This window comes from Pelomonas nitida, from assembly GCF_043555975.1.
GTDB classification, from domain to species: Bacteria; Pseudomonadota; Gammaproteobacteria; order Burkholderiales; family Burkholderiaceae_C; genus Pelomonas; species Pelomonas nitida.
Genome location: NZ_JBIGIA010000002.1, coordinates 355371 through 379674, shown reverse-complemented (window position 1 = coordinate 379674; position 24304 = coordinate 355371). Strand labels below are relative to the sequence as shown.

The 24304-nt window shown below is 72.0% G+C and carries 18 protein-coding genes and 1 riboswitch; of the genes, 8 read left to right on the top strand and 10 right to left on the bottom strand.

What is annotated here, in order from left to right; genetic code table 11:
• Positions 1-24 precede the first annotated feature (24 nt).
• The 4 genes from ACG00X_RS04135 to ACG00X_RS04120 all read right to left on the bottom strand — a co-directional run bounded on the left by ACG00X_RS04135 (position 25) and on the right by ACG00X_RS04120 (position 7078).
• Positions 25-1383, bottom strand: a complete 1359-nt coding sequence (locus ACG00X_RS04135; RefSeq protein WP_394486788.1) for a patatin-like phospholipase family protein — start codon at positions 1381-1383, stop codon at positions 25-27.
• Positions 1384-1451: 68 nt separating this feature from the next.
• Positions 1452-2903, bottom strand: a complete 1452-nt coding sequence (locus ACG00X_RS04130) for a TolC family protein (RefSeq protein ID WP_394486703.1) — start codon at positions 2901-2903, stop codon at positions 1452-1454.
• Positions 2904-2918: 15 nt separating this feature from the next.
• Positions 2919-5978, bottom strand: coding sequence for an efflux RND transporter permease subunit (locus ACG00X_RS04125; RefSeq protein ID WP_394486701.1), 3060 nt, complete (start codon positions 5976-5978; stop codon positions 2919-2921).
• Between the two features lie 11 nt (positions 5979-5989).
• On the bottom strand, positions 5990-7078 hold the full coding sequence (locus tag ACG00X_RS04120; RefSeq protein WP_394486700.1) for an efflux RND transporter periplasmic adaptor subunit: 1089 nt from the start codon (positions 7076-7078) through the stop codon (positions 5990-5992).
• A 259-nt stretch (positions 7079-7337) separates the two neighbouring features.
• Between ACG00X_RS04120 and ACG00X_RS04115 the strand changes: the two genes are divergently transcribed.
• The 6 genes from ACG00X_RS04115 (at position 7338) to ACG00X_RS04090 (ending at position 14113) form a co-directional block, all read left to right on the top strand.
• Positions 7338-8378 (top strand): AraC family transcriptional regulator, encoded by a 1041-nt coding sequence (locus ACG00X_RS04115; protein WP_394486698.1) that lies wholly within the window; start codon positions 7338-7340, stop codon positions 8376-8378.
• A gap of 42 nt (positions 8379-8420) precedes the next feature.
• Positions 8421-8544: riboswitch (TPP riboswitch) on the top strand.
• Positions 8545-8636: 92 nt separating this feature from the next.
• Positions 8637-10517 (top strand): phosphomethylpyrimidine synthase ThiC, encoded by a 1881-nt coding sequence (gene thiC, locus ACG00X_RS04110; protein ID WP_394486697.1) that lies wholly within the window; start codon positions 8637-8639, stop codon positions 10515-10517.
• A gap of 2 nt (positions 10518-10519) precedes the next feature.
• Positions 10520-11518 (top strand): FAD-dependent oxidoreductase, encoded by a 999-nt coding sequence (locus ACG00X_RS04105; RefSeq protein ID WP_394486696.1) that lies wholly within the window; start codon positions 10520-10522, stop codon positions 11516-11518.
• Positions 11511-11714, top strand: coding sequence for a sulfur carrier protein ThiS (gene thiS, locus ACG00X_RS04100; RefSeq protein WP_394486695.1), 204 nt, complete (start codon positions 11511-11513; stop codon positions 11712-11714). The genes ACG00X_RS04105 and thiS overlap by 8 nt, the downstream gene beginning before the upstream one ends.
• Before the next feature lie 6 nt (positions 11715-11720).
• Positions 11721-12575 carry a thiazole synthase gene (locus tag ACG00X_RS04095; RefSeq protein ID WP_394486693.1) on the top strand — a complete coding sequence of 285 codons (855 nt, stop codon included), beginning with the start codon at positions 11721-11723 and terminating at the stop codon, positions 12573-12575.
• Positions 12572-14113, top strand: a complete 1542-nt coding sequence (locus tag ACG00X_RS04090) for a bifunctional hydroxymethylpyrimidine kinase/phosphomethylpyrimidine kinase (protein WP_394486692.1) — start codon at positions 12572-12574, stop codon at positions 14111-14113. Before ACG00X_RS04095 ends, ACG00X_RS04090 begins: the two co-directional genes overlap by 4 nt.
• On the opposite strand, the gene ACG00X_RS04085 is transcribed toward ACG00X_RS04090, so the two are convergent.
• Entirely contained in the window at positions 14077-14691 is a 615-nt protein-coding gene (locus ACG00X_RS04085; RefSeq protein WP_394486691.1) for a 3'-5' exonuclease, read from the bottom strand. The genes ACG00X_RS04090 and ACG00X_RS04085 overlap by 37 nt on opposite strands.
• Positions 14692-14720: 29 nt before the next feature.
• Complete coding sequence (locus tag ACG00X_RS04080) at positions 14721-15413, bottom strand: hypothetical protein (protein ID WP_394486690.1); 693 nt, start codon at positions 15411-15413, stop codon at positions 14721-14723.
• Between the two features lie 505 nt (positions 15414-15918).
• Between ACG00X_RS04080 and ACG00X_RS04075 the strand changes: the two genes are divergently transcribed.
• The gene (locus ACG00X_RS04075) at positions 15919-17577 is read left to right on the top strand and encodes an RICIN domain-containing protein (protein ID WP_394486689.1); all 1659 of its coding nucleotides are present in this window, start codon (positions 15919-15921) and stop codon (positions 17575-17577) included.
• 136 nt (positions 17578-17713) lie between these two features.
• On the opposite strand, the gene ACG00X_RS04070 is transcribed toward ACG00X_RS04075, so the two are convergent.
• Positions 17714-18634, bottom strand: coding sequence for a LysR family transcriptional regulator (locus tag ACG00X_RS04070; RefSeq protein WP_394486688.1), 921 nt, complete (start codon positions 18632-18634; stop codon positions 17714-17716).
• A 104-nt stretch (positions 18635-18738) separates the two neighbouring features.
• On the opposite strand from ACG00X_RS04070, the gene ACG00X_RS04065 reads away from it, so the two are divergent.
• Positions 18739-19755, top strand: coding sequence for a zinc-binding alcohol dehydrogenase family protein (locus tag ACG00X_RS04065; RefSeq protein ID WP_394486687.1), 1017 nt, complete (start codon positions 18739-18741; stop codon positions 19753-19755).
• 296 nt (positions 19756-20051) lie between these two features.
• Here the strand turns inward: ACG00X_RS04065 and ACG00X_RS04060 are convergent, their stop codons facing one another.
• From ACG00X_RS04060 to ACG00X_RS04050, 3 genes are all read right to left on the bottom strand, one after another.
• Positions 20052-21992, bottom strand: coding sequence for a serine/threonine-protein kinase (locus ACG00X_RS04060; RefSeq protein WP_394486686.1), 1941 nt, complete (start codon positions 21990-21992; stop codon positions 20052-20054).
• A gap of 90 nt (positions 21993-22082) precedes the next feature.
• Positions 22083-22889, bottom strand: coding sequence for an NRDE family protein (locus ACG00X_RS04055; protein WP_394486685.1), 807 nt, complete (start codon positions 22887-22889; stop codon positions 22083-22085).
• Positions 22890-22906: 17 nt separating this feature from the next.
• Positions 22907-24295, bottom strand: a complete 1389-nt coding sequence (locus tag ACG00X_RS04050) for an L-serine ammonia-lyase (protein ID WP_394486684.1) — start codon at positions 24293-24295, stop codon at positions 22907-22909.
• Between the last annotated feature and the right edge of the window lie 9 nt (positions 24296-24304).

Below are 24304 nucleotides of genomic sequence, written 5' to 3'. Positions count from 1 at the left end.
GCCGTCGGTGCGCTTCAGTGTGCGTCAGTGCGCGGCCGGCAGGGCGTCGAGCGATTGCTTGAGCCGCTTGAAAGCGGGTGATTCGCGCAGCGCCGCCGCACCGGCGCGCTGCAGTTCGATCACGTCGTGGGCCTCGATGGTGAAGGCCGTGGGCACGCGCAGCAGGGAGTGGCGGATCTTGTCGTCCGGCACGTCGTGCAGGCTGACGCTGACGACGTGGATCTCGGCGTCGGCCGCGAAGGGGCTGCCCGGCTGACCGCGCGTGCGCAGGATCTCGTCGCGCCAGCGCCGCTGGTCATCGTTGAGCATGGCCAGCGTCACCTGCGTCTCGCGCGAGCCGGCGCCGAAGATCAGCGACTCCAGCACCTGCGTCGTCGTGGGCACGCGGTCGCTGTTGTCCACGCGTTCCGTCAGGCTGCGCTCGGAGTTCACGGTGACGAGGATGAGCCGGCGGATCGTGCCGGGCGTGACCTCGGAGAAGTTCGCGGTCATGGAGCCCGTGGCCACCAGCCGGTCCAGCATCAGGCGCACGCCGAGGTTGTCGGTCACGCCGCCGTCCACGAGGTGGATGTAGGGCCGTTCGCGCGCATTGCGGTAGCTCTCGACGCTGCTCTGGAGCATGCGCGCGCGGTAGTCCTGCGCCGGGGCCGGGGCCGGGGTGCTGGCGGCCTGCGGGCAGGCGTCGGCATGGTTGCGCAGCGTCACTGGTGACAGCAGCAGCGGCACGGCCGACGAGGCCGCCACTGCGAACGACAGCGGTGTGGCTTCGATATCCGAGCAGATCAGCTGGAACTGCTCGGCCGTGAAGTCGAACGGCGCGCCGGTCGTCAGGTCGGTCGCCGTGATCATCAGCTCGGGCGCGCCGGGGCGCTTGATCACGTCGGCGAAGGTGCGGCCCTCGAAGAGCTCATCGAAGCGCTGCGCGAGGATCTGCGTGCGCCCGTACCAAGGCGAGGTCAGCCGGTAGAGCCGCTTGGGCCAGAGCGCCTCGCGAATCAGGCGGCCTTCGAAGGGCACGAGCAGGAAGTCGGGCTCGAACCGCTGCAGTGTCGCGTCGCCGAAGGCGGCGAAGTGGGCGGCCAGGATGCTGCCACCCGACACGCCGCTGATGAGGGCGACATGGTCGAGCAGCGACGAGGTCTGCCCGTCGATCGTGAGCGTGGTGGCCTTGAGTTCGCGCAGCACGCCCAGGCCGAAGGCAGCGGCCCGCGCGCCACCCCCGGAGAGCGTGACGGCCATGGTGACCGGCTGCGCCGCCGTCGGGGGCAGCCGGCGCGACTCGGCACCGGCCTGCTGGCCGGCGTCAGCGGCCGGCGGGCGCGGCGCGTTGATCCAGGGGCGGTAGCTCGAACAACCGGCAAGCGCCAGCGCCATCACCACCATGCTCACGCGCCCCGTCCACCACCTTGCTGCCGCCATCACCACCGCACGCCTTCGTTCGTTTCATGCCATCAAGGTTGCCAGGCTGCCAGCGCCAGCTGCACCTGGGCATAGGCCGCCAGAGCCTGTGCCTGCTGCTCGAGCGCCTGCTGCGCGGCCGAGAGCCGCTGCTGGCGCGTGGACAGCGACGTGGCGGCGGGTTCGAGCCCCAGCGCCTCGCGGCGTGCACTGTAGGTCATGGCCTGGTCGGCCGAGCTGAGCGCCAGCTGTGCCTGCCGCCAGCCCAGCCAGCGCGCCTGCCAGCCACGCAGCGACGACTCACCCTCGGCCAGGGCCGTCAGCACCGTCTGCTCGAACTGGGCCCAGGCGGCCTCGTTGCCGGCCTGGATGGCGGCGGTCTCGGCGGCGCGCCGGCCGCTGTCCAGCCAGTCCCACTGCAGCACCGGGCCGGCGGCGTAGCGCACGGCGTTGGCGCGGCCGAGCTGCCCGGGCGTCTGTTGCAAGCCCAGCGTGGCGGCCAGCGAGAGCCGCGGCAGGTAGGCACGCTCGGCGAGCACGGCCTGGCCCAGGCCGGCGCGCAGTTGGGCCTCGGCGCGGGCGACGTCGGGGCGGCGGCCCAGCAGGTCGGCCGGCACGGTCAGCGTGGCGTCGTCGGGCACCGAGGGCAGCGGAGCCGGGGTTTGCAGCGACTGCAGCAGCGGCCCCGGGCGGGCGGCCGACTCGCCCGTCAGCACGGCCAGCGCGGCCAGCTCGACGGGCGTCTGTGCGTCCCAGCCGGCCCCGGCGGCGCGCAGCTGGGCCAGCCCGGTGGCCGCGGCATCGGCCTCGCGCGGGTCCTCCAGGCCCGCGCGGGCGCGTGCCTGCAGCTGGGCCAGCCGGCGGGTGGCCACGTCGAGCTGCTCGTCAGAGAGCCTGGCCGCCTGCTGCGCCTGGCGCAGGGCGATGTAGTGCCGCACCACCTCGGCCTGCACGAGTGCCTGGGCGCCGCGGGCATCTGCCGCGGCGGCGTCCACCGCACGGTCGGCAACTGCCTGCGCGGTGCCGACACGGCCGAAGAGGTCGACCTCCCAGCTCAGCGCCTGGCCCAGCGTGACCAGGCGCTGCTCCGGCGGCCGCGGCAGCCCTTGCCGATAGGGGTCGACCTCGGTGAGGGAGGGGCGTGCGGCCTGCGCCTGGGCGCTCAGGCCGCCTTGCAGCCGCGATTGGGCCTGCACGCCGCCGGCGCGGGCGCGGGCTTCGCGCACGGCGGCGAGCGCCGTCTGCAGGTTCAGGTTGCGGGCCTCGGCCTGCGCCACCAGCGCATCGAGCGTCGGGTCGTGCAGGTCTTGCCACCAGGCGTGGCCGGCATTGCCGGGCAGGGTGTGGTGGCCGGTGGCGGCCGGCAGCGGGGCGTCGTGGCGGGCCTGCAGCGCGGGCAGTTGTGGGCCCGGGGCGACGGCGGCGCAGCCGCCCAGGCCCAGGGCCAGTGCGAGAGCCAGCGAGAGAGCCGCGCGCGCGCGGCGGCGGTGGAGCGAAGTGTTCATGGCGGACGGGAAGGTTCAGGCCGACGTGGCGGCCGGGGCCGGCACGCGGTAGGCGACGGCATAGAGGGCGGGGATGAGGCCCAGCGTGATCAGCGTGCCCAGGGCCAGCCCGCCCATCATCACGACGGCGAGGCTGGTCCACACGGCGCCGCCGTAGAGGTAGAGCGGCACCAGGCCGAGGATGCAGACCATCTTGGTCATGACGATGGGGCGCAGCCGCTTGGCCGCCGCGTCCTCGATGGCGTCCGGCCCCGGCATGCCGCTGGCGCGTGCCTCGTCGATGGCGTCCAGCAGCAGCACCGCGTTGTTGACGATGATGCCGGCCAGCGCCAGCAGGCCCAGGGTGCCGACGAAGGTCAGCGTGGTGCCGGTGAGCTGCAGGGCCAGCGCGGCGCCGATGCTGACGAAGGGGATGCTGGCCAGCACGATGAGGCTTTTGCGCAGGCTGCCGAACTGCCAGACGAACAGCAGGAACATGGCCAGCACGCAAGCGGGCAGCAGCGCGGAGATGGCGCCGTTGGCGCTGGCGTTCTCCTCGATCTCGCCGCCCAGCGCGACACGCACCTGGCCGTCCTGCTGCACGGTGTCGATCTCGGCCGCCACGGCATCGGCCAGCACCTGGGCCGTCCAGCTCGCATGCCGAGCGCTGATGGTCAGCGTGCGCTCCTGGTTGTAGCGCTGCAGCACCGAGGGCTGGGCGGCCAGCTCCACACGGGCCAGCTGGCCCAGCGGCACGGTGCCGCTGCCGTCCGGGCGTTGCAGCGGTGCGGCGCGGAGCTGTTCCACGTGGTCGCGAATCGCCAGCGGGCCGCGCACGACCACGGGCAGCAGCGTGTCGCCATCACGGAACTGCGTGACGGCCTGGCCGGCCAGCAGCAGATCGAGCTGGCGGGCGATCTCGGCGTGCGAGAGACCGGCGCTGGCGGCCTTGAGCGGGTCGACCTGCACTTGCAGCTGTGGGATGGCGCGCTCGGCGTCGCTGGAGAGCTCGACGATGCCGGGCAGGGCGCGCAAGGCCTGCGTGAGCCGGGCGGCGGCGGCCACGTGCGACTGGCCGTCGGCGCTGGACAGGCGGAACACCGCCAGGCCCGATTCGGCCGAGCCCATCGAGAAGCGCTTGGGCTCGAAGCGAACTTCGGGGAACTGGCGGGGCAGGGCCTCGCGCAACCGGGCCAGGGCCTGGGCGTGGGTGACGCCCGGCGCCAGCGTCAGCACGGCATAGGCGCGGTGCGAGGCCGGGGTGGGTGGGTTCAGCGCCAGGATGAAACGGGGGCCGCCGTCGCCGACGTAGATCGCATGGCTCTGGATCTCGGGGAAGCGGCTCGCATCGGCCAGCGCCTGCGAGATGCGGCCGGCCGTGGCCAGTGTGGCGTCGCCGCTGCTGTCGGGCGCCAGCTCGATGCCCATCTGCAGCTGGCGCCGCTCGGAGGCGGGCATCAGCTCCGACGGCACGTGGGCGAACAGCCAGCCTGCCGCGCCCAGCAGGGCCACCATGGCGCCGATGTAGGTCGCCTTGTGGCGCAGCACCCAGCGCACCTTGCCGCGGTACCAGTCGGTCAGCGATTCGACGGCGCGGGCCGTGCGGCTCAGCTCCGCATGGTGCCGGGCGAAGCGCTGGCACAGCAGCGGTGTGACGGTGACGGCCAGCACCAGCGACAGCAGCAGCGCGATGGCCATCACGATGCCCATGCTGCGCAGGTACTCACCGGTTTCGGTCTGGCTCAACACCAGCGGCGTGAAGGTGAGGATGATGGCCAGCGACGACACCAGCAGCGGCACGAACATCGAGCGCCCCGCCTCGGCGGCGGCATCCTCGCGCGGCTGCCCCAGCGCGAGCCGGCGCTCCATGTCCTCGGCCACGACGATGGCGTTGTCCACGAACAGCCCCAGCGCAATGATGATGGCGCCGATGGAGATGATGTGCAGGTCGATGCCCAGCAGCTTCATGGCCACCAGGCTGACGAGCACCGTGGTGGGCACGATAGCGCCGACGATCAGGCCCGTGCGCAAGCCCAGGAACAGCACCACGATGCCCATGACGATGACGGTGGTCTCCAGGAAGACCTGCCCCACCTGCCGGAGCTGTTTGCTCACGACCTCGGCCTGGTCGGTGATCGGCACCAGGGTCATGCCCGGCGGCAGATGCGTCTGCAGGCGGCGAATCTTTTCCTGCAGATGCTCGGCGAAGCTGATCACGTTGAGGCCCGGGTCCATCGACACCGCCAGCACGGCGGCCGCCTGGCCGTTGACGAACGCACCGGTGCTGGCCGGGGCCAGCGGCACCCGCGCGACGCGGGCCAGCTGGCCCAGCGGCATCCAGCCGCCGCGCGGCAGCGCCACGAGCGTCTGCTCCAGCGCCGCGAGATTGGCGGCATCGCCGCTGACCTGCAGCGCGAGCTGGGCGCCGCCGGCATTGACGAAGCCGGCCGGCGCGACGATGTTGCTGCGGGCCAGCGCGTCGGCCACGGCGGTGGGTGTCAGCCCTTGCGCAGCCAGGGCCGGCAGGTCCAGGCTCACCTCGACCTGCTCGTCACGCAGGCCGTGCAGTGTCACGCGCTCGACGCCGGGCAGCTGGTAGAGCCGATCGCGCAACTGGCGGGCCTGCTCGCGCAATTCGCCGGGCGTGTAGTCGGGCCCGGTGAGGCCCAGGGTCAGCACGGCGACGCGGCCGAATTCGTCGTCCACCAGCGGGCCGGTGGCGCCTTGCGGCAGGCGCGGCTGCACGTCGGCCAGCCGGTTGCGCAGGCGCTGCCAAACCGCGGGCAGCGCCTGTGGTGAGACGTCCGGCTCCAGCTCGACATAGCTGAAGGCGAAGCCGGGGCGCACCGTGGTCTTGACGCGCCTCACCTCGGGCAAGGTCTGGATGGCTTCCTCTGACGGGCGGGCGACCAGCTGCTCCATGCGCTCGACGGAGGCGCCAGGAACGAAGGTCAGCACGGTGGCGGTGCGGATGGTGATCTGCGGCTCTTCGGTGGACGGGAAGTCCAGCACCAGCCACAGCCCGCTCAGGATCAGCAGCAGCGCAGCAAGGAAAGCGAAGCGGGGGCGCTTCAGGGCGTAGGCCGTGATGTTCATGACGGGCCCTTTCAGCGCAGCCGGCTGACCGGTGTGACGGCCTCGCCGGCCACGAGCGCGGGTGCGCCGGCCAGCACGACCTGGTCGCCGGCCTTCAGGCCCGTGCGCACCTCGACCTGCTCGCCCTGCAGCGCGCCCAAGGTGACCTTCACCCGCTCGGGCACCTGGCTGCCGGCGGGCAGGCGCATCACCTGGCCGTCGCCAGGCCGGGCCGCGTCCAGCTGCACGGCGCGCAGTGGCACGAGCAAGGCGCCCGTGGCGGGAGCGCGAGGCCAGAGTTGCACCGACACCGCAGCACCGGTGGGCCAGTCGTCCGGGGCGCTCAGCAGCACGCGGCGGCTGCCGCCGGCTTCCAGCCGCGCACCCACCTGCAGCACACGGCCTTCGGCGTTGCCGGCCGGGCTGCGCAGCGTCAGCGCCTGGCCGGTGGTGAGTGGCAGATCGCCGGGCACGGCCAGCCACAGTTCGCGGCCGCGGCCTTCCAGGCTCAGCACCGGCGTGCCGGCGCCGACGACCTGGCCGACCTCCAGCTGCCGCGAGGCCACGCGGCCGTCAAACGGGGCGCGCAGCGCCACCTGTTCGCGGCTCCAGGCGGCGCCGGCGCGCTGCGCCTCGGTCGCAGCCACGGCAGCACGCGCCGCCTGCACCTCGGCCTGCACGGCCGTCCATTCGGCGTCGCTGGCGGCACCGGTCTCGTGCGCGGTTTGCAGCCGCTGCTCGCGGCGCAGGGCTTCCGCCAGCTGGGCCTGCAGCCGGCGGCCTTCGGCCTCCGTGCCGGCGAGCTGGGCCTGCAGCGGTGCCGCGTCCACGCGGGCCAGCAACTGGCCGCGGCGCACCGTGGCGCCCGGCTCCACCAGCACCTCGCGCACCACGCCCGCCACGGCGAACGCGAGCTCGGCCCGCTCGCGGGCGCGCACCTCGCCGGCGAACGTCAGCCCGCCCAGCGGCGCCTCCAGCACAGTGGCCACCAACACGGGGCGGGGCGGCGCCGATGCGGGCGGCGTGTCATGGTTGCCGCAGCCGGCCAGCAGCAAGGCCGCGGCGAGCAGGGTGCCGCCATTCAACAGCGACGAGGGTGAGATCAGGAGGGCGGCGGGCATGACGAAGCCGGAACAGGCAAGGGTTGCGATGGGACGGAACTCTAGGGAGGCAGGGGTGCCGAAGAGGGTGCTTTTCCGGCCAGTCCAGGCTCAGTTCCGGCCCGGCTGCTCCGTGGCAGTGCCACGGGCCGGCGTGGTGTGATGTACTCCTGGTGCCCATGCCAAGCTGGTTCTGTGCCCTGATGCACCGCCGGAGCCGTTGTCCCGCCCATCATTCAAAGGGCCTGCTTCGGCCAGTTCCTGATCACCCTGTTTCGCCATGTCACCCGCCAGATCCGCACCCCGCGCCACGCCCGACCCACGCAGCCAGGCCAATCTCATCCCGGGCCTGGCGCGCGTTTTGCTGGCGCTGGTGGAGGAGCGCGGCCTGCAGCCGGAGCGGCTGTGTCGTGGGCTGGGCATCAGCCCGCATGACCTCGCCATGGCCGACGTGCTGGTCTCCTATCAGCAGACCCGCGCGCTCATCCTGCGGGCCCAGCGCATGCTGGGTGAACCGGCGCTGGGTCTGGCCGTGGGGGCGCGCCAGACGCCCATCTCGTGGGGGCTGCCGGGCCTGGCCATGCTGACCTGTGCGACGCTGGGCGAAGCCGTGCACTACGGGCTGGAGCGGCAGATGCACACGGGCTCGCTGCTGGAGCATCACGTCGTCGTCGACGGCCTCAGCGCCCATCTCACGGCCACGCCCCGCGTGTCTGACCTGGAGATCGAGCCCTTTCTGGTGGTGGAGGCCTTCGCGGGCTCCGTGGCCGTCGTGCGTGCGATGGTGGGCGCGGCGTTCCGGCCGGTGCAGGTGGACCTGGCCCATGCCAGCGACGGCCATCGGCGGCTCTACGAACGCTTCTTCCATTGCCCGGTGCGTTTCGAGGCCGACGAGCACCGGCTCACCGTCGCGTCCAGCTGGCTGCAGGCGCGGCTGCCGGGCTACGACCGCATCACCAGCGACCTCGTCCGTCACCAGCTCAACCAGGTGTTGCGCGTGCCGATCGGGCAGGACGACCTGCTGGCCTCGGTGGCAGGCCGGCTGCGCCATGGCTTGCGCGATGCGCCCAGTCAGGGCGCCATGGCGAGCGAGGTCAACGTCAGCGAACGAACACTGCGCCGCAGGCTGGCCCAGCGGGACACGAGTTTTCGCGCGCTGCGCGACAGCACCCGGCTCGAGCGCGCGAACGACTTGCTGAGCAACACGGCGATGACGATTGCCGAGGTCGCGCAGGCGCTGGGCTATGCCGATGCTCGCTCCTTCCGCCGCGCGTTCAAGCGCTGGACCGGGCAACTGCCCACCGCGTTGCGCGAGGGTTGACGCGCATGGGCTTGCCAAGTGAGGGCAATGGCCCGCACAATCGCGCCCGCTCCGGGGTGCCGGGGCTTGGTTCACACCAGGCCTTGACGCTGAGACGGTCATTGATGACCGAACCCGTGAACTTGAACCGGCTAGTACCGGCGTAAGGAGAGCGCATGCCTCGCGGCGTGCCGATGGACACCCTCTGCGGTGGACCGTCTGGCGCACGCACAGGCGGCCTTGGAGCAGCTAACCCTTCAGCTCCAGGAGACCGCCGTCATGAATGCCCCCGAAAACAACCTCTCGCTCGCCGAGCGCCTGTCGCTGACGCGCGAGCCCTTCCCGGCGTCGCGCAAGGTCTACGTGGCCGGCAGCCGGCCCGACGTGGCCGTGCCCATGCGCGAGATTGCGCTGACGAACGGCGAGCGCGTCGTCGTGCACGACACGTCCGGCCCCTACACCGACGCCAGCGCGACCATCGATGTGCGGCGCGGCCTGCCGCCCATCCGCTCCAGCTGGGTGGGCGACCGTGCAGACACCGAGGCCTACGCGGGCCGCACCCGCGTCGCGCTGGACGACGGCGGCAAGGAAGACAGCGAGCGCATCGCCCAGCTGCGTGCCGAAGCAGCCGCGCTGCAGCGCCCGCCACGCCGTGCGCAGGCCGGCGCCAACGTCAGCCAGATGCACTATGCGCGCCGCGGCATCGTCACGCCCGAGATGGAGTTCGTGGCGCTGCGTGAGAACGGCAAGCGCGAGTGGATGCAGGCCTACCTGTCCGACGCCGAACGCGAGCAGCGCCTGAAGGGCAGCGCGATGGGCGCGCGCATCCCGGCTGTCATCACGCCCGAGTTCGTGCGCGACGAGGTGGCGCGTGGCCGTGCGGTCATTCCGGCCAACATCAACCACACCGAGCTGGAGCCGACCATCATCGGGCGAAACTTCCTGGTCAAGGTCAACGCCAACATCGGCAACTCGGCTGTCACGTCCAGCATCGAGGAAGAGGTGGAGAAGTTGGTTTGGAGCATCCGCTGGGGCGCGGACACCGTGATGGACCTCTCCACCGGCCGCAACATCCACACGACGCGTGACTGGATCGTTCGCAATTCGCCGGTGCCCATCGGCACCGTGCCCATCTACCAGGCACTCGAGAAGGTCGGCGGCGTGGCCGAGGACCTGACCTGGGCCATCTTCCGCGACACGCTGATCGAGCAGGCCGAGCAGGGCGTCGACTACTTCACCATCCACGCCGGCCTGCGCCTGCCGTTCATCCACCTGACGACCAAGCGCCGCACGGGCATCGTGTCGCGGGGCGGCTCCATCCTCGCCAAGTGGTGCATCACGCATCACCGCGAGAACTTCCTGTACACGCATTTCGAAGAGATCTGCGACATCATGAAGGCCTACGACGTCACCTTCTCGCTGGGCGATGGCCTGCGCCCCGGCAGCGCGGCCGACGCCAACGACGAGGCCCAGTTCGCCGAGCTGAAGACGCTGGGCGAGCTGACGCAGATCGCGTGGAAGCACGACGTGCAGACCATGATCGAAGGCCCCGGCCATGTGCCCATGCACCTGATCCAGGCCAACATGGACGAGCAATTGAAGCACTGCCACGAGGCGCCGTTCTACACGCTGGGGCCGCTGACCATCGACATCGCGCCTGGCTACGACCACATCGCCAGCGCGATCGGCGCGGCCATGATCGGCTGGATGGGCACGGCCATGCTCTGCTATGTGACGCCCAAGGAACACCTGGGCCTGCCCGACCGCGACGACGTGAAGCAAGGGTTGATCGCCTACAAGATCGCCGCGCATGCCGCAGACATCGCCAAGGGCCACCCCGGCGCCCGTGCACGCGATGACGCCATGAGCAAGGCGCGCTTCGAGTTCCGCTGGAACGACCAGTTCGCGCTCGGCCTGGACCCCGACACGGCGCGCGACTATCACGACGAGACGCTGCCCAAGGATTCGTCCAAGGAGGCGCATTTCTGCTCCATGTGCGGGCCGAAGTTCTGCTCGATGAAGATCACGCAGGATGTGCGCGATTACGCGAGCAGCAAGGGCCTCGAGGCTGCCGATGTCGTGGCCGAGGGCATGGCGCAGAAGTCGGCCGAGTTCAAGGCCGCCGGCAGCGAGTTCTACATCCCCATCCACAAGGGTTGAGCATGGACATCGCCATCGCAGGCGCCGGCGTCATGGGGCGGCTGCTGGCCTGGCAACTGGCGCGTGCCGGCCACCGCGTGACGGTTGCGGACCCGGCCACCGGCCCCGACGCTGCCGGTGCCGCCGGCTTCAGCGCCGCCGGCATGCTGAGCCCGCTGGCCGAGCAGGAGCATGCCGAGGCCGACGTCGTCGCGATGGGCTGGCGTTCGCTGGCGTTGTGGCCCGGCATTGCCGACGCGCTGGAGCAGCCCGGCCTCGTGAAGATCGATGGCAGCCTGTTGTTGGCGCATGGCGCCGACCTGGGGGCTGCGCAGCGCGTGCTGGCGCGGCTGGACGATGGCCCCGAGCCGCTGGACCGCGCGGCCTTGCAGCGGCTGGAGCCGGCGCTCGCGCCCGACCTCAAGGCCTGGCGGCTGCCGGGCGAGGGCCAGCTGTTGCCGCGTGAGTTGCTGGTGGCGCTGGCGCGGCAGGCTGCGGGCGTGGACTGGCTGTGGGGGCGGCGCGCTGCGACCGTGCAGCCGCATCGCGTCGAGCTCGATGACGGCCGGCGATTGGACGCCGACCTTGTCATCGACACCCGGGGCCTCGGCGCCAAGCCCGACATGCCCGCGCTGCGCGGCGTGCGCGGCGAGATCCTGTGGCTGCATGCACCCGGCGTGCCGCTGGGCCGGCCGGCGCGGCTCATGCACCCGCGCCACCGCGTCTACCTCGTGCCGCGGCCGGGCGACATCGTCGTCGTCGGTGCCTCCGAGGTGGAAAGCGAGGACTGCTCGCCCGTCAGCCTGCGCAGCGCCGTCGAGCTGATGGCAGCCGCGCACAGCGTGCTGCCGGCGCTGGCCGAGGCGCGCATCGTGCACATGGAGACCAATCTGCGGCCGGCGCTGCCCGATCACCGGCCGCGTGTCGATGCGCAGCCCGGCCTGCTGCGCATCAACGGCCTGTTCCGCCACGGCTGGCTGCTGGCGCCGGCGCTGGCGGAGCAGGCCCTGCAACATGTCTGAGTTCACCGTCAACCGAGAGCCGCAGCCCTGGCGTGACGGCCTGAGCGTTGCGGCGTTGCTGGCCGAACAGGGCCGCGCGGCCGACGCCGTCGCCACGGCGCTCAACGGCGCCTTCGTGCCGCGTGCACGCCGGGAGGTCACGCTGATCCAGCCCGGCGACGAGCTCACCCTCATTCAACCCATCACCGGAGGCTAGGGAACCATGCGCGAACCCCACACAGCCGCTCCTTCCGCCGCGACGCCGCGCGGGAATCACTCACAGCGCCCGACGACCTGGACCCTCTACGGCCGCGAGCTCACGAGCCGCTTCCTGCTCGGCACCGCCGGCTATCCCTCGCCCGAGGTGCTGCGCCAGGCCATCCACGCCAGCGGCGCCCAGGTCCTTACCGTGGGCCTCAAGCGCACGCTGGCGGCGGCGGGCGACAACGGCTTCGTCGCGGCCATCCGCGAAGCGCTGCGCGAGATTGGCGGCGCGTTGCTGCCCAACACGGCCGGCTGCCGCACGGCGCAGGAGGCGATCACGCTGGCCCACATGGCCCGGGAGCTGTACGACACGCGCTGGATCAAGCTCGAGGTCGTCGGCGACGACTACACGCTGCAGCCCGACCCGTGGGAGCTGGTCACGGCCGCCGAGCGGCTGGTGAAGGACGGCTTCGCCGTGCTGCCGTATTGCACGGACGATCTCGTCACGTGCCGGCGGCTGCTGGACGCGGGCTGCGAGGTGCTGATGCCCTGGGGCGCGCCGATCGGCTCGGGCCAGGGCTTGCTGAACCCGTTCGCGTTGCGCACCTTGCGGGCGCGGCTGCCCGGTGTGCCGCTGATCGTGGATGCCGGCATCGGTGCGCCGTCGCATGCGGCGCAGGCCATGGAGATGGGGCTGGACGGTGTGCTGCTGAATTCCGCGGTGGCCCAGGCGGGCGACCCGGTGCGCATGGCTGCCGCGTTCGGCCAGGCGATCTCTGCGGGGCGGCTGGCCTACGAGGCCGGCGTGATGGCGGCGCAGGACATGGCTGTGGCCAGCACGCCGGTCGACGGCCGGCCCTTCCTGATCCCATGAGCGGGCCCGTCATCTGGAGCGTTGCCGGGCTGGACAGCGGCGGAGGCGCCGGGCTGAGCGCCGACCAGCGCGCCGCCGACGCCATGGGCGTGCACCTGTGCGGCGTGGCCGCCGCGCTGACGGCGCAGAACAGCGTCGCGGTCGAGGCGGTGCATGCCGTGCCCGCCGAGCAGCTGGACGCCCAGCTCAGCGCACTGGCGCACGACCTGCCGCCCGCCGTCATCAAGACGGGCCTGCTGGGCGGCGTGGCGCAGCTGCGCGTGCTGACGCGTTGGGTGGACCGCCTGCGCGAGCGCGGCCCCGTGGCGCTGGTCGTCGACCCCGTGCTGCGCGCGTCCACCGGCGCCAGCTTTGCCAGCGACGAGCTGCTGCAGGCGTACCGCGACGAGTTGCTGCCACGGGCAACGGTCGTCACGCCCAATCGCCGCGAGGCCGGGCGGCTGGCGGGTGACGGCGAGCCGCCGTTGCAGGCAAGCCGGCTGGGCGTCGAGACGGTGTGCATCACCGGTGGCGACGAGGGCGGCCCGTTGGCGATCGACTGGCTGGCCAGCCCGCAAGCCAGCGGCTGGCTGGCGCTGCCGCGCCGCGACGCGCGCAACCACCACGGCACCGGCTGCTGCTTCGCGACGGCGCTGGCAGCCGCGCTGGCCAAGGGGTTTGTGCCGGCCGATGCCGCAGTGCTCGCCAAGATGCTGACCACCTCCGGGCTGAGCGACGCGCCGCCGCCCGGCGAGGGCGCCGGGCCGGTGCGGCCCCGGGCCGGCTTCATCACCGAGCCCGGCCTGTTGCCGGCGCTGTTCGAGGAGCTGCCGGCGGCCTGGCCTGCACGTGCGGCTTCGGCGGGCGCCTTCATGGGCGTGTACGGCATCACCGACAGCGGTGCTCATGCGGCGGCGCTGTTCGGCGACGGGCTGAATACCGTTCAGTTGCGCATCAAGCGAGCGGACGGCGAGGCCGAAGCGCCGTGGCAGACCCGGCTGGCGGCCGAGATCCGGCCGGCACTCGAGGCGGCCCGGCGCCACGGCGCAACGTTGGTCGTCAATGATCACTGGCAAACGGCCGTGGCGCTGGGCGTGGAGGCTGTGCATCTCGGCCAGGAAGACCTGCTGGCGCTGGACGAAGCCGGCCGCCAGGCACTGGCCGGCGCCCGCGCAGGTGGGCTGCAGCTGGGCCTGAGTTCGCACAGCCTGTGGGAGCTGGCGCGCTGCGTGGCCTGGGCGCCGGACTACATCGCCTGCGGGCCCGTCTGGCCCACGCTCACCAAGGCCATGCCCTGGCGCGCGCAGGGGCTGGGCAATCTGGCCTGGTGGGCCGCGATGTCGCCCGCGCCGGTGGTGGGCATCGGCGGCGTGCTGGCCCCGGCCCAGCTGGCGCAGATCGCCGCCAGCGGCGCGGCGGCGGGCTGCGTGGTGCGAGGCCTGCTGCAGTGGCCGGCGCAGGACTGGCTGGATGGCTGGCGGCTGGCCGGTGGCGGGCCGCCGCGCGCCTTGCCCGGCTGGCCTCAGCCCTCGCTTGGCGCTGCGGCCAGCGCCAGGTAGACCCGCAGCGAGGCGTGCGCGTCGTTGGCCGCGTAGTGCAACTGCTGCGGCGTGAGCGTCGCGTTGGCCCAGTTGGACGTGGTGGCCTTGCGCGACTTCGAGAATCGCTGCCCCAGCACGATGGCCACGGCGGCCTTGAGCCCGACGGCGTCCTTGAAGCCCAGCTTCTTCACGAGCTGGGAGACATCGATGGCGGCCGCCAGCCGCAGGCCGAGCCGGCGCTGGATCTGCGGTCGGTCGGACGCGAGGCCGAAACCCACCTTGATGACGTCCTCGCCTTCGATCATGGCGCGCAGGAATTCGCCCACGCCGGGCGTGGCGGTCTGAACGATGTAGGCATCCGTCAACGTGGCGAACTGGATGACCTCAGGCCCGGTCTGCGGCGCGCCCGCGACGAAGACCGGCTTGCTCTCGGTGTCGAAGCCCACATGCCGCGCCTGGCGCAGCGCGTTCGCCGCCGCGTCGAGCTGTTCGGGGCTCTTGAGCAGATGGATGCGGCCTGCGGGCAGGGGCGCATAGGCCGGCATCGCGGCGATCTCTTCGGCGGTTGGGCGCGACGGGGCTGGGGGTTTGCGCATGCCCGCAGTATGGCCGGCGATGCCGCGCGTCAGTCCGCCAGGCCGCGCCGCCAGAGTTGCTCGGCCGCCTCGAAGACCGAACCGCCGGCTTGAAATGACCCGGGCGCCGCTGCCAGGGCCAGCCAGGCCAGCGTGTCGTGGTGGCTGCCGGGGATCAGGTCGGCCGAGCGCTGCGCGGTCAGCCAAGCATGCAGCCGACCGTAGTGCTCGGGGTGGTGCTCGCGCGTCCAGGCCAGCCCGACGAGGTCGCCATAGGCTTCCTCGCGGCGTGTGGAGCGCATGTCCAGCCAGGCCTGCTGCAGGTCGGCAGGCAGGGTGGCCGGCGCACGCGCTGCGGTGAAGCCGGCGGGCAGGCGATACCAGGCGCCGTCGAGGTAGCGGCGGCAGTGGCCCAGCTCATGGGCGGCCATCAATTCCAGCGCCGCGCTCGTCAGGTCGGGGGGAATGTCGTCGAGCTGCCGCTGCGCCTCGGGGTTGCCGCGCAGCGAGAGCACCAGCTTGCAGCGGCCGTCCGCAAAGCCCAGCGCCAGCGGCGCGGCGCCGGGCGCGTCCTGCGGCTGCACGACGATGTCCAGCGGCAGTGCCAGCGTTTGCCGCGCGTGCAAGACGACCGGCGACGCGCCCTGCAGCCAGCGGGTTTCCAGCGCGGTGAGGTCGCTGGCGCGGGCCAGCGGCGCCAGCGCCGTGGCCAGCAGTGCGAGGAAGGTGAACAGGCGGCGCATCACGGCGGTGGACTCCTTGGCGCGGATCTTCCGGCGGGCCTGGCGGCCGGGCGACGCGGCGCCGGCAGCGAGTCGTGAAATTTGAGGACATGCGGGCAACCAAGCTGTAACGGCATCGGGCCGGCATGGGCGACGGGACCTGTTGATGCCCGCGGTGGCCCGCGGCAGATGCCGCGTGGCACAACGGCCTGTGGCTCGCTGGCTACGCGCCACCTCGTCATGCCGATGATCTGGTTAGCAGATGTTGTCGGCCGGCTCGGAGGACGTTGGCGTGTCGATACGTTGCCGCGTTCGTCGCGCCGTAGCGGGTGAGCGGGAGTGGCTTGGCCCAGCTCGTCTCGCGGGGCGCCTGGAGGGTTGTGCAGATGTCGTGTGAATGCTCAGGGTGGTGTCGACGCTCCCAGGCGATCGTTACGCTTCTTTATAGGGGATCGTCTGAAGCGACGCACCATGCCGCTACACGAGGAGCCGGGCTCCTCCACAACATGGTCGAACGGAGGCACCCTTGAGCAGATTTCTGAAGACGCTGACGTCGCTGGGATGGATCGTCCCCGCGCTGTGGTTGGCGGCACCGGCGCATGCTGCCGGCCCGGCCAGCGGGACGATCGTGACCCTCAAGGGCGTTCAGTCCGGCAATTGCCTGGGCGTGAAAGGGTCATCCGGCGCCTCCGGTGCTACCTTGCAGAGCCAGGGGTGCAGCACGTCCGATTTCCAGCGCTGGAAAGCCGTTTCCGATGGTGCGGGCTACTACCAACTGATCAACGTGGGCAGCGGGCTGTGCATTGACGTACCCGGCGCCTCCGCCGCTGGTGGCGTGGTGATGCAGCAATGGGGCTGTGGCGGCGGCAACTGGCAGAAGTGGGCGTTCAACGAGGATGGTGCAGGGCACTACTACCTCACCTCCAAGTCCAGCGGACTGTCACTGGACGTGCTGAACCAGAACACCGCCAACGGCGCTGCCGTCGTGCAGTGGAAGTACTGGGGCGGAGCCAACCAGCAATGGTCCACGGCCACGACACCGGCGGCCGACACGGCGCCCGTTGGTTTCGGTGCCGGCACCACCGGCGGCATCGGCGGCGCGGTTGTCACCGTGACGACACCCGCCCAGCTCGCCTATGAGCTGTGCCGCACGAGCTCGGGCGGCGTTTGCACCGACACGACCCCGCGCATCATCCAGGTGTCTGGCGCCATCGATTTCCGTGGCAGCGAAGGCTCCATGACTTCTTCGGGCTGCTACGTCAAGCAATGCACCTCCGGGCAGAGCGAGTACATCCTCGGTTCGCTGGGGGCTTGCAATGGCAAGTCCAGCTTCAACATCACCTACGACAAGGCGGGCACTTCGGCGCTGCTGGTGGGCTCCAACAAGAGCGTCATCGGCCTGGGCAGCACGGCGGCCATCCGTGGCAAGGGGCTGCGGCTGGTGGGCGGCGTGAGCAACATCATCATCCGCAACCTCACCATCTCCGACATCAATGCGCAGGTGGTCTGGGGCGGTGACGCCATCACGCTGGACAACGTGGACCGGGTCTGGATCGACCACAACCGTTTCGCGCTGATCGGCCGGCAGATGATCGTCTCGGGCTGGAACAAGGCGTCTCGCGTCAGCGTGACCTGGAACGAGTTCGATGGCCGCACGCCTTACTCCGCCAGCTGCGACGGCACGCATTACTGGGTTGCCCTGATGATCGGTGCGAACGACAGCATCACGATGGCCAACAACTGGGTGCATCACTTCGGGGGCCGTGCGCCGCACGTCGGCACCGACAGCGGCGCGATGCAGCTGCACATGTACAACAACTACTTCCAGCATGCGCCCAACGGCCATGGCCTGGATGCCGGCTCGGACACGACCTATGTGCTGGTGGAAGGCAACTACTACGAGAACGTGGCCCGGCCGTTGACGCCGGTGGTGACGGCCCATGTGATGGCGCCACTGACGAGCACGGCCAGTGGAGCCGCGAGTGCCTGCAACGCGGCCCTGAAGCGTGCCTGTGTCGGCAACGTGGCCGACCCCATGCCTTCGAATGGCACGAGCGCGTTCCCGGCTGATGCGACGGCGCTGAGCAAGTTCAAAGGCCTGTCGACCAGCACGCTGCCCACGCCGTATCCAGCGGCCGATGTGCCCACCATCGTGCCGAAGTCGGCGGGCCCCGGCCACCTGTGATTTGTGAGTGAGGCGCAAGCCGCGATCGGTGATCACGGCTTGCGCCATGGACCCGCGTTTGCGCGGGCTTTGATGCGCTTGAGACCGGGCCAGCCTGCCGGGCCGGTCTGTCCTCGCGGTGCCGTGGCCGCGCGCATCACGTGGCTGTCAGCCCCTCGCAGCGGCGGCGCAACTCGGCGGCCAGGCGGCGCAGGGCCGGCGTGAGCCGGTGGCGGCCGACCGACATCCAGTGCAGCGGCGCGGGCTCGCCCAACCAGCCGGGCAGCAGCGCCACCAGGCGGCCGGCGGCCAGGTCGGCGGCCACGTCCAGGCGGCTCTTGTAGGCCAGGCCCAGGCCGGCCAGCGCCCAGTCGCGCACCATGGCGCCGTCGTCGGCGATGCGGCTGCCGCCCACCTCCAGCACCTGTGGGTCTCCACCCGCTGTCTCAAACTGCCAGCGGCTGTGCACGCTGTCGCCCAGCATGAAGCGCAGGCACGCATGGCCCCGCAGGTCGGCAGGCGCCTGCGGCCAGCCGTGGCGGGCGAGATAGGCGGGGCTCGCGCACAGCACGCGCCGGTTGTCCGGGGCCAGCGGCAGCGCGACGAGGCCTGAGTCCGGCGGCTCGCCATAGCGCACCGCGTAGTCCACGGGTTCCTGAACCAGGTCGGTCAGCCGGTCGCTCAGGCGCAGCTCCAGCTGCAGGCCCGGCGCCGGCTCGGCGGCGGCGAAGTCCTCGATCCAGCGCCACAGCCATTGGCGGCCGATGTCGCTGGGCAGGCTGATGCGCAGCCGGCCCGACAGCGGCTGCTCGGTGCCCGCGCCGGCGGCGAGCGCCGCCTGGCCCTCCTCCCAGGCCGCCACCATCTGGCGCGCATGGGGCAGCCATTGCTCGCCGGCCTCGGTCAGGCGCAGCCGGCGCGTGGAACGCTCGAACAACCGTGTGCCCAGCTCCCGCTCGAGCCGCGCGATCGTCGCGCTGGCCTGCACCGGCCCGATGTCCAGCCGCCGGGCCGCCGCAGAAAAGCTGCCGGCCTCGGCCGCGGCGATGAACAGCTGCACGGGGGAAAAGCGATTCATCTTCATCAATGTCATGAAACTGATTCGGCAATCCTAGGCTTTCTGGTTGAAGTGATGGGCGACACCATGGCGCCCATCGTTGACCTCTCTACAAGGATCGCCCCATGAAAGCCATCGGCTACCTGCAGTCCCAAGCCATCCACCACCCTGAAGCCCTCGTCGACCTGAGCCTGCCGGCGCCCCAGCCCGGCCCGCAGGATCTGCTGGTGCGTGTTGCCGCGGTGTCGGTCAACCCCGTGGACACCAAGGTGCGCCGCAACCGCGCGCCGCAGCCCGGCCAGCCCGAGGTGCTGGGCTGGGATGCCGTGGGCACCGTGGAGGCGCTGGGCGAGGCCGTGACGGGCTTCGCCGTGGGCGACCGTGTCTATTACGCCGGCGCCATCAACCGGCCCGGCACGAATGCAGAGCTGCACGCGGTGGACCACCGCATCGTGGCCCGCGCGCCCACCAGCCTGGGGGATGCCGACGCCGCGTCGCTGCCGCTGACGGCCATCACCGCGTGGGAGCTGCTCTTCGACCGGCTGGGCGTGCCGCAAGGCGGTGGGCAGGGGCAGACGCTGCTGGTGGTGGGCGCGGCCGGGGGCGTGGGTTCCATCCTCGTGCAGCTGGCCCGCCAGCTGACGTCCCTGCGCGTCATCGGCACGGCCAGCCGGCCGGAGAGCCAGGCCTGGGTGCGCGAGCTGGGCGCCCACGCCGTCATCGACCACGGCCAGCCGATGCGGCCGCAACTGGTGGCGGCCGGCGTGCCGGAAGTCGAGTACATCGCCAGCCTGACGCACACCGAGCAGCACTGGGCCGACCTCATCGACGCCGCCGCGCCGCAGGGCCGGCTGGGCCTGATCGACGACCTCAGCGGGCCCGTCGACATCATGCTGCTCAAGCGCAAGGCCTTGTCGCTGCACTGGGAGCTGATGTTCACGCGGCCGCTGTTCGGCACGCCCGATATTGCCGAGCAGGGGCGGCTGCTCGCGCGCGTGGCGACGTTGGTGGACGAGGGCCGGCTGCGCAGCACGGTGACCGAGCGGCTGCAGCCCATCGATGCCGCCAACCTGCGTCGGGCGCATGCGCTGGTGGAGGCGGGCCGCATGTGCGGCAAGGTGGTGCTCAGCGGTGGCTTCTGAGGCGGGTTCTGAACCTAGGAGGCTGTCGGGCTTTGGGCCTGGAGCGCGCCGGGGCGAGTTGCGGGGCAAGGCAAGGCGCCGACGAGGCGTGGGATAGTCCCCCACAACGAGTCGGCAACGCCGAATTGCCCCGCAAATCGCCCCGGCCCCTCGGGTTGGGCCTGCAAGGAGGCTGATCCGTCGTTGCAAATGCTCGCTGGACATCGAGTCCAGCTGCGCTTTGCGCCTCGGCTGAGCCCCCTTGCAGGCCCAACGCGCTCCAGGTCCAAAGCCCGACAGCCTCCTAGCCGCCCGGGCTACCAGCCGCAGCCCTTGCCCCGGGCCGCGTCGACGGCCAGCGGCACGACGGCCAGCAGCCCCATGTTGTCGTAGGACTTGCGGCAGTCCTTCTTCGTGGCGTTCTCGACGGACTGTTCGATCTTGGACTTGCGCTCGGGCGGCGGCGGCACCAGGTCGATGAGGCCGGGGCTGCGGCGTGCGGACATGTCGCCGCGCGGCAGCGACAGGTTCAGCGGCGTGCGCCCCGACGCACTGGCGGCCGGGCCAGGCACGGCCGGGGTGGGCAGGTCGGCGCCCACGCGCAGGCCGGCGTCGGGCGAACCGGCCGAGGCCTTGGGCGCGGCATAGGGGTTGGCCGTGGGGTCGCCCCGGCCAGGGCCTGCGGGCGGGGCGACCTGGGCGGGCAGCGCACTGGACAAGTCCGACAGCTCCGACACGCGGGCGCTTTGCGCTGACGGTGTGGCGGGGCGCACGGCGGTCGACGGCTTCAGCGGCGCGACGGTGCTGGCGTTGTCGGGCGCCTCCAGCCGGCGCACGGCCGTGGGCAGCGCCGGCGCGCCGGCCTGCAGCGCGGCGTCCTGCGCTGCGGTGGCCGGCTGCACGCGCAGTTCGCTGGCGCGACTGACCGGCTTGGCAGGGCTGTCGGCGGCGGCTTCCAGGCGCTGCACGGGCGCCGGCAGTGGTGCGGGTGCTGCAAGCGGTGCGGCGTTGCTCGGTGCCGGCCGCAGGTCGCTCGGGCGAAGGCGTGCCGTCGGGGTGGTGGACGGCGCTTCGAGGCGGCGCACTTGCGCGGGCAACTCGGAGGCCGGCAGCGGCGCGGCCGTGACGGCTGACGTGCGCAGGTCGGCGGCCCGCGGCAGGCTGCTGGGCGCGCGGGCGGCTGGTGCCTCCAGGCGATGGACCGGCGCGGGCAGATCGGTACTGGGCAGCGCGGCCGTCAGCGGCGTGGCGCGCAGGTCGGCAGCGCGCGGCAAAGTGGCGCTGGGGCGGTCGGCGGCGGCGGCTTCCAGTCGGCGCACCGCAGCGGGCAGGTCGGCCGTGGGCAGGGCGGCCGAGGTCAGCGGCGTGGCGCGCAGGTCGGCGGCGCGCGGCAAGGTGGCGCTGGGCCGGTCGGCAGCGGCGGCCTCCAGCCGGCGCACCGCGACGGGCAGCTCGGCGTTGGGCAGGGCGGCCGTGGTGGGCGGTGGGGTGCGCAAGTCGGCGGCGCGCGGCAAGGTGGCGCTGGGGCGGTCGGCAGCAGCGGCCTCCAGCCGGCGCACCGCGGCGGGCAGGTCGGCGTTGGGCAGCGCGGCCGTGGTGGGCGGTGGCGTGCGCAAATCGGCCGCGCGGGGCAGCGAGGTGGCGGCCGGCGCGGCTGTCGCTTCCAGTCGGCTGACCGGTGCGGGTAGATCGTTGGCGGCGGTGGGCGCTTCGGGCGCCGGCCGGGGGGCGCTGCGCAGGTCCTCGGCGCGGGACAGTCGCGTCAGCGGTGCATCGGTCGGGGCTTCCAGGCGGTTCAGCGCGGCGGCCGGCAGGTCTGGCGTGGGCAGCGCGCCGGGGGTGCTGCGCGGCGCGGGGCTGAGGTCCTGGTGCTCGATGGGCCGGAAGCCGTCGGGCAGAGACAGCGTCGCCGTGTTGGCAGGCGCGGGGGACAGCTCATCGGTGCGCGCGGCGTCGGCCGGCACCTCCTTCGGGTTCCAGCGGCCCACGGTGGCCGCACCGGGAGTGGACGACGTGCTGCTGCGCGCCGGCCCGGTGGCCGGGGTGTTGCCGGGCGGCGCCAGCGCGTCGCTGCCGCTGCGCCCCACCAGCTTGACCGACAGGCTGCCCCACACGCCCTGGCCGGGTGCGGCGGTGCCCGAGGCGCTGCCGAACACCAGCACCAGCCAGACGTGCAGCAGCACGGCCAGCAGCAGGCAGCGCTGCAGCAGGCGGTTGTCGGGGGGCGAGGGGCGGCGGCGGCGGGAGGCGGTGGTCACTGCGGGGCGCATTGTGGGCCACGCCGGTGGGCAGGCCGGCGAACGCTATCGGGGATGGACGGCTGGCGCGCCGTGTGTCCCCGCAGACGTTCAGGCCGGTGGCCAGGCGGGCAGCCGGTGCGTGACCGGCGCCATCCAGTGGCCATCGGCATCGACGCTGCGCTCGACGACATGGGTGGTGCCGTCGGCCTGCCGGATCAGCACCGTGGCGCAGCGGGTGCCGTAGACGGCTCGCGCGGGCGCGTCGTCGGCCGGGATGCGGATGAAGCGGGGCGACAGCTGGCGCTCGCGCGTGAGGCCCACGCCGGTGTCGGGCAGGTCGGCGTCGGCAGCGGGGCGGTCGTCGGCCAGCGCGGCCAGCAGTCGCTGCGTCAGGTCGCGCGTGCCCGTGGCCTGCATCAGCGCGTCGGCCATGGCCGTGCGCAGGCCCGTGGTCTTGGGCCACGGGGTGTCGAGCGCGGCGTTGGACAGCGTGTGGATGCCGGCGCCGAGCGCCACCGGCGTGGCCGACGCCCGGTTGCTGATCCAGTGCCACTGGCCGCGCGACATGTCGGCCGTGACCAGGTTGAAGCCGTTGAAGCCCGCCGGCAGCGCCTGTGCGAAGGCGGCGGCCTCGTCGTGGCTGTGCAGCCAGCGCAGCACCAGCGTGCCGCGGGTCGGCGCGGTCGGGTTTTGCCGGCCGGGCTCGCGCACATTGGTCAGCAGCGCCAGGCGCCCCTGGCGCGTGAGGCCGAACCAGGTGCCGCCCGCGCTCAGGTCACGGCCGGCGAGGATGTCGGCATCGTCATGCCACCAGGCCATCGGCGCGGCCGCGCGGGCGAAGGATTCGTCGCGGTTGGCCGCCATGACCAGCGGGTAGGCCGGATGGACGTTCAGCGCGAACGCGGCGAGGCACATCGGTCAGCCGTGCGGTCTCAGCATTCGACGATGTTGACCGCCAGGCCGCCGCGCGCCGTTTCCTTGTACTTGGTCATCATGTCGGCGCCGGTGTCGCGCATGGTCTTGATGACCTTGTCCAGGCTGACGAAGTGCGTGCCGTCGCCGCGCAGCGCCATGCGCGCCGCGTTGATGGCCTTGACCGACGCGATCGCGTTGCGCTCGATGCAGGGGATCTGCACGAGGCCGCCTACGGGATCGCAGGTCAGGCCCAGGTGGTGCTCCATGCCGATCTCGGCGGCGTTCTCGACCTGCTCCGGCGTGCCGCCCATGACGGCGCACAGCGCGCCGGCGGCCATCGAGCAGGCCACGCCCACCTCGCCCTGGCAGCCCACCTCGGCGCCGCTGATGGAGGCGTTTTCCTTGTAGAGGATGCCGATGGCGGCGGCGGTGAGCAGGAAGTCGATGACGCCGTCGTCGTTGCTGCCGTGGACGAAGCGGTGGTAGTAGTGCAGCACGGCCGGCACGATGCCGGCCGCGCCATTCGTCGGCGCGGTCACGACGCGGCCACCGGCGGCGTTCTCCTCGTTGACGGCCAGCGCGTAGAGGTTGACCCAGTCCATCACCTGCAGCGGGTCGCGCAGGGCGGCTTCAGGATTGGCGACCAGGCTGGCATGCAGGCCGGGCGCGCGGCGCTTGACCTTGAAGCCGCCGGGCAGGATGCCTTCGGTGCGGCAGCCGCGCTGCACGCAGGCCTGCATGACGGCCCAGATTTTCAGCAGGCCGGCGCGGGTCTCGTCGTCAGGGCGCCAGTGCGCCTCGTTGCGGCGCATGACCTCGGCGATCGACAGGCCGAACTTCTTGGTGAGCGCCAGCAGCTCGTCGCCGGTCTTGAAGGGGTAGGGCAGGACCGTGGTGTCCGGCGCGATGGCCTTTTGCTTGCTGCCGTCGGCCGCCACCTCGTCGCTGACGATGAAGCCGCCGCCCACCGAGTAGTAGATGCGGCTGGCGATCTCGGCGCCGTCCGCGTCGACCGCGACACAGCGCATGCCATTGGCGTGGAAGGGCAGCGTCTCGCGGCGCTTGAAGACGAGGTCCTTGGCTTCGTCGAAGGCGATCTGGCGCTGGCCTACCAGATTCAGGCTGCCGGTGCGGATGGCCACCAGCAGCGCGGGAATGGCCTCGACGTCCACCGTGTCGGGCTCATGCCCGGCCAGCCCCAACAACACGGCCTTGTCGGTGCCATGCCCCTTGCCGGTGGCGCCCAGCGAACCGTAGAGGAAGACCTGCACGCGTACCGTCTGGTCCAGCAGCCCGTCGTGCTGCAGCCGCAGCCCGAACAGCCGCGCGGCCCGCATCGGGCCCACGGTGTGCGAACTGCTCGGGCCGATGCCGATCTTGAAGAGGTCGAAGACGGAAACGGCCATGAGGTGCTT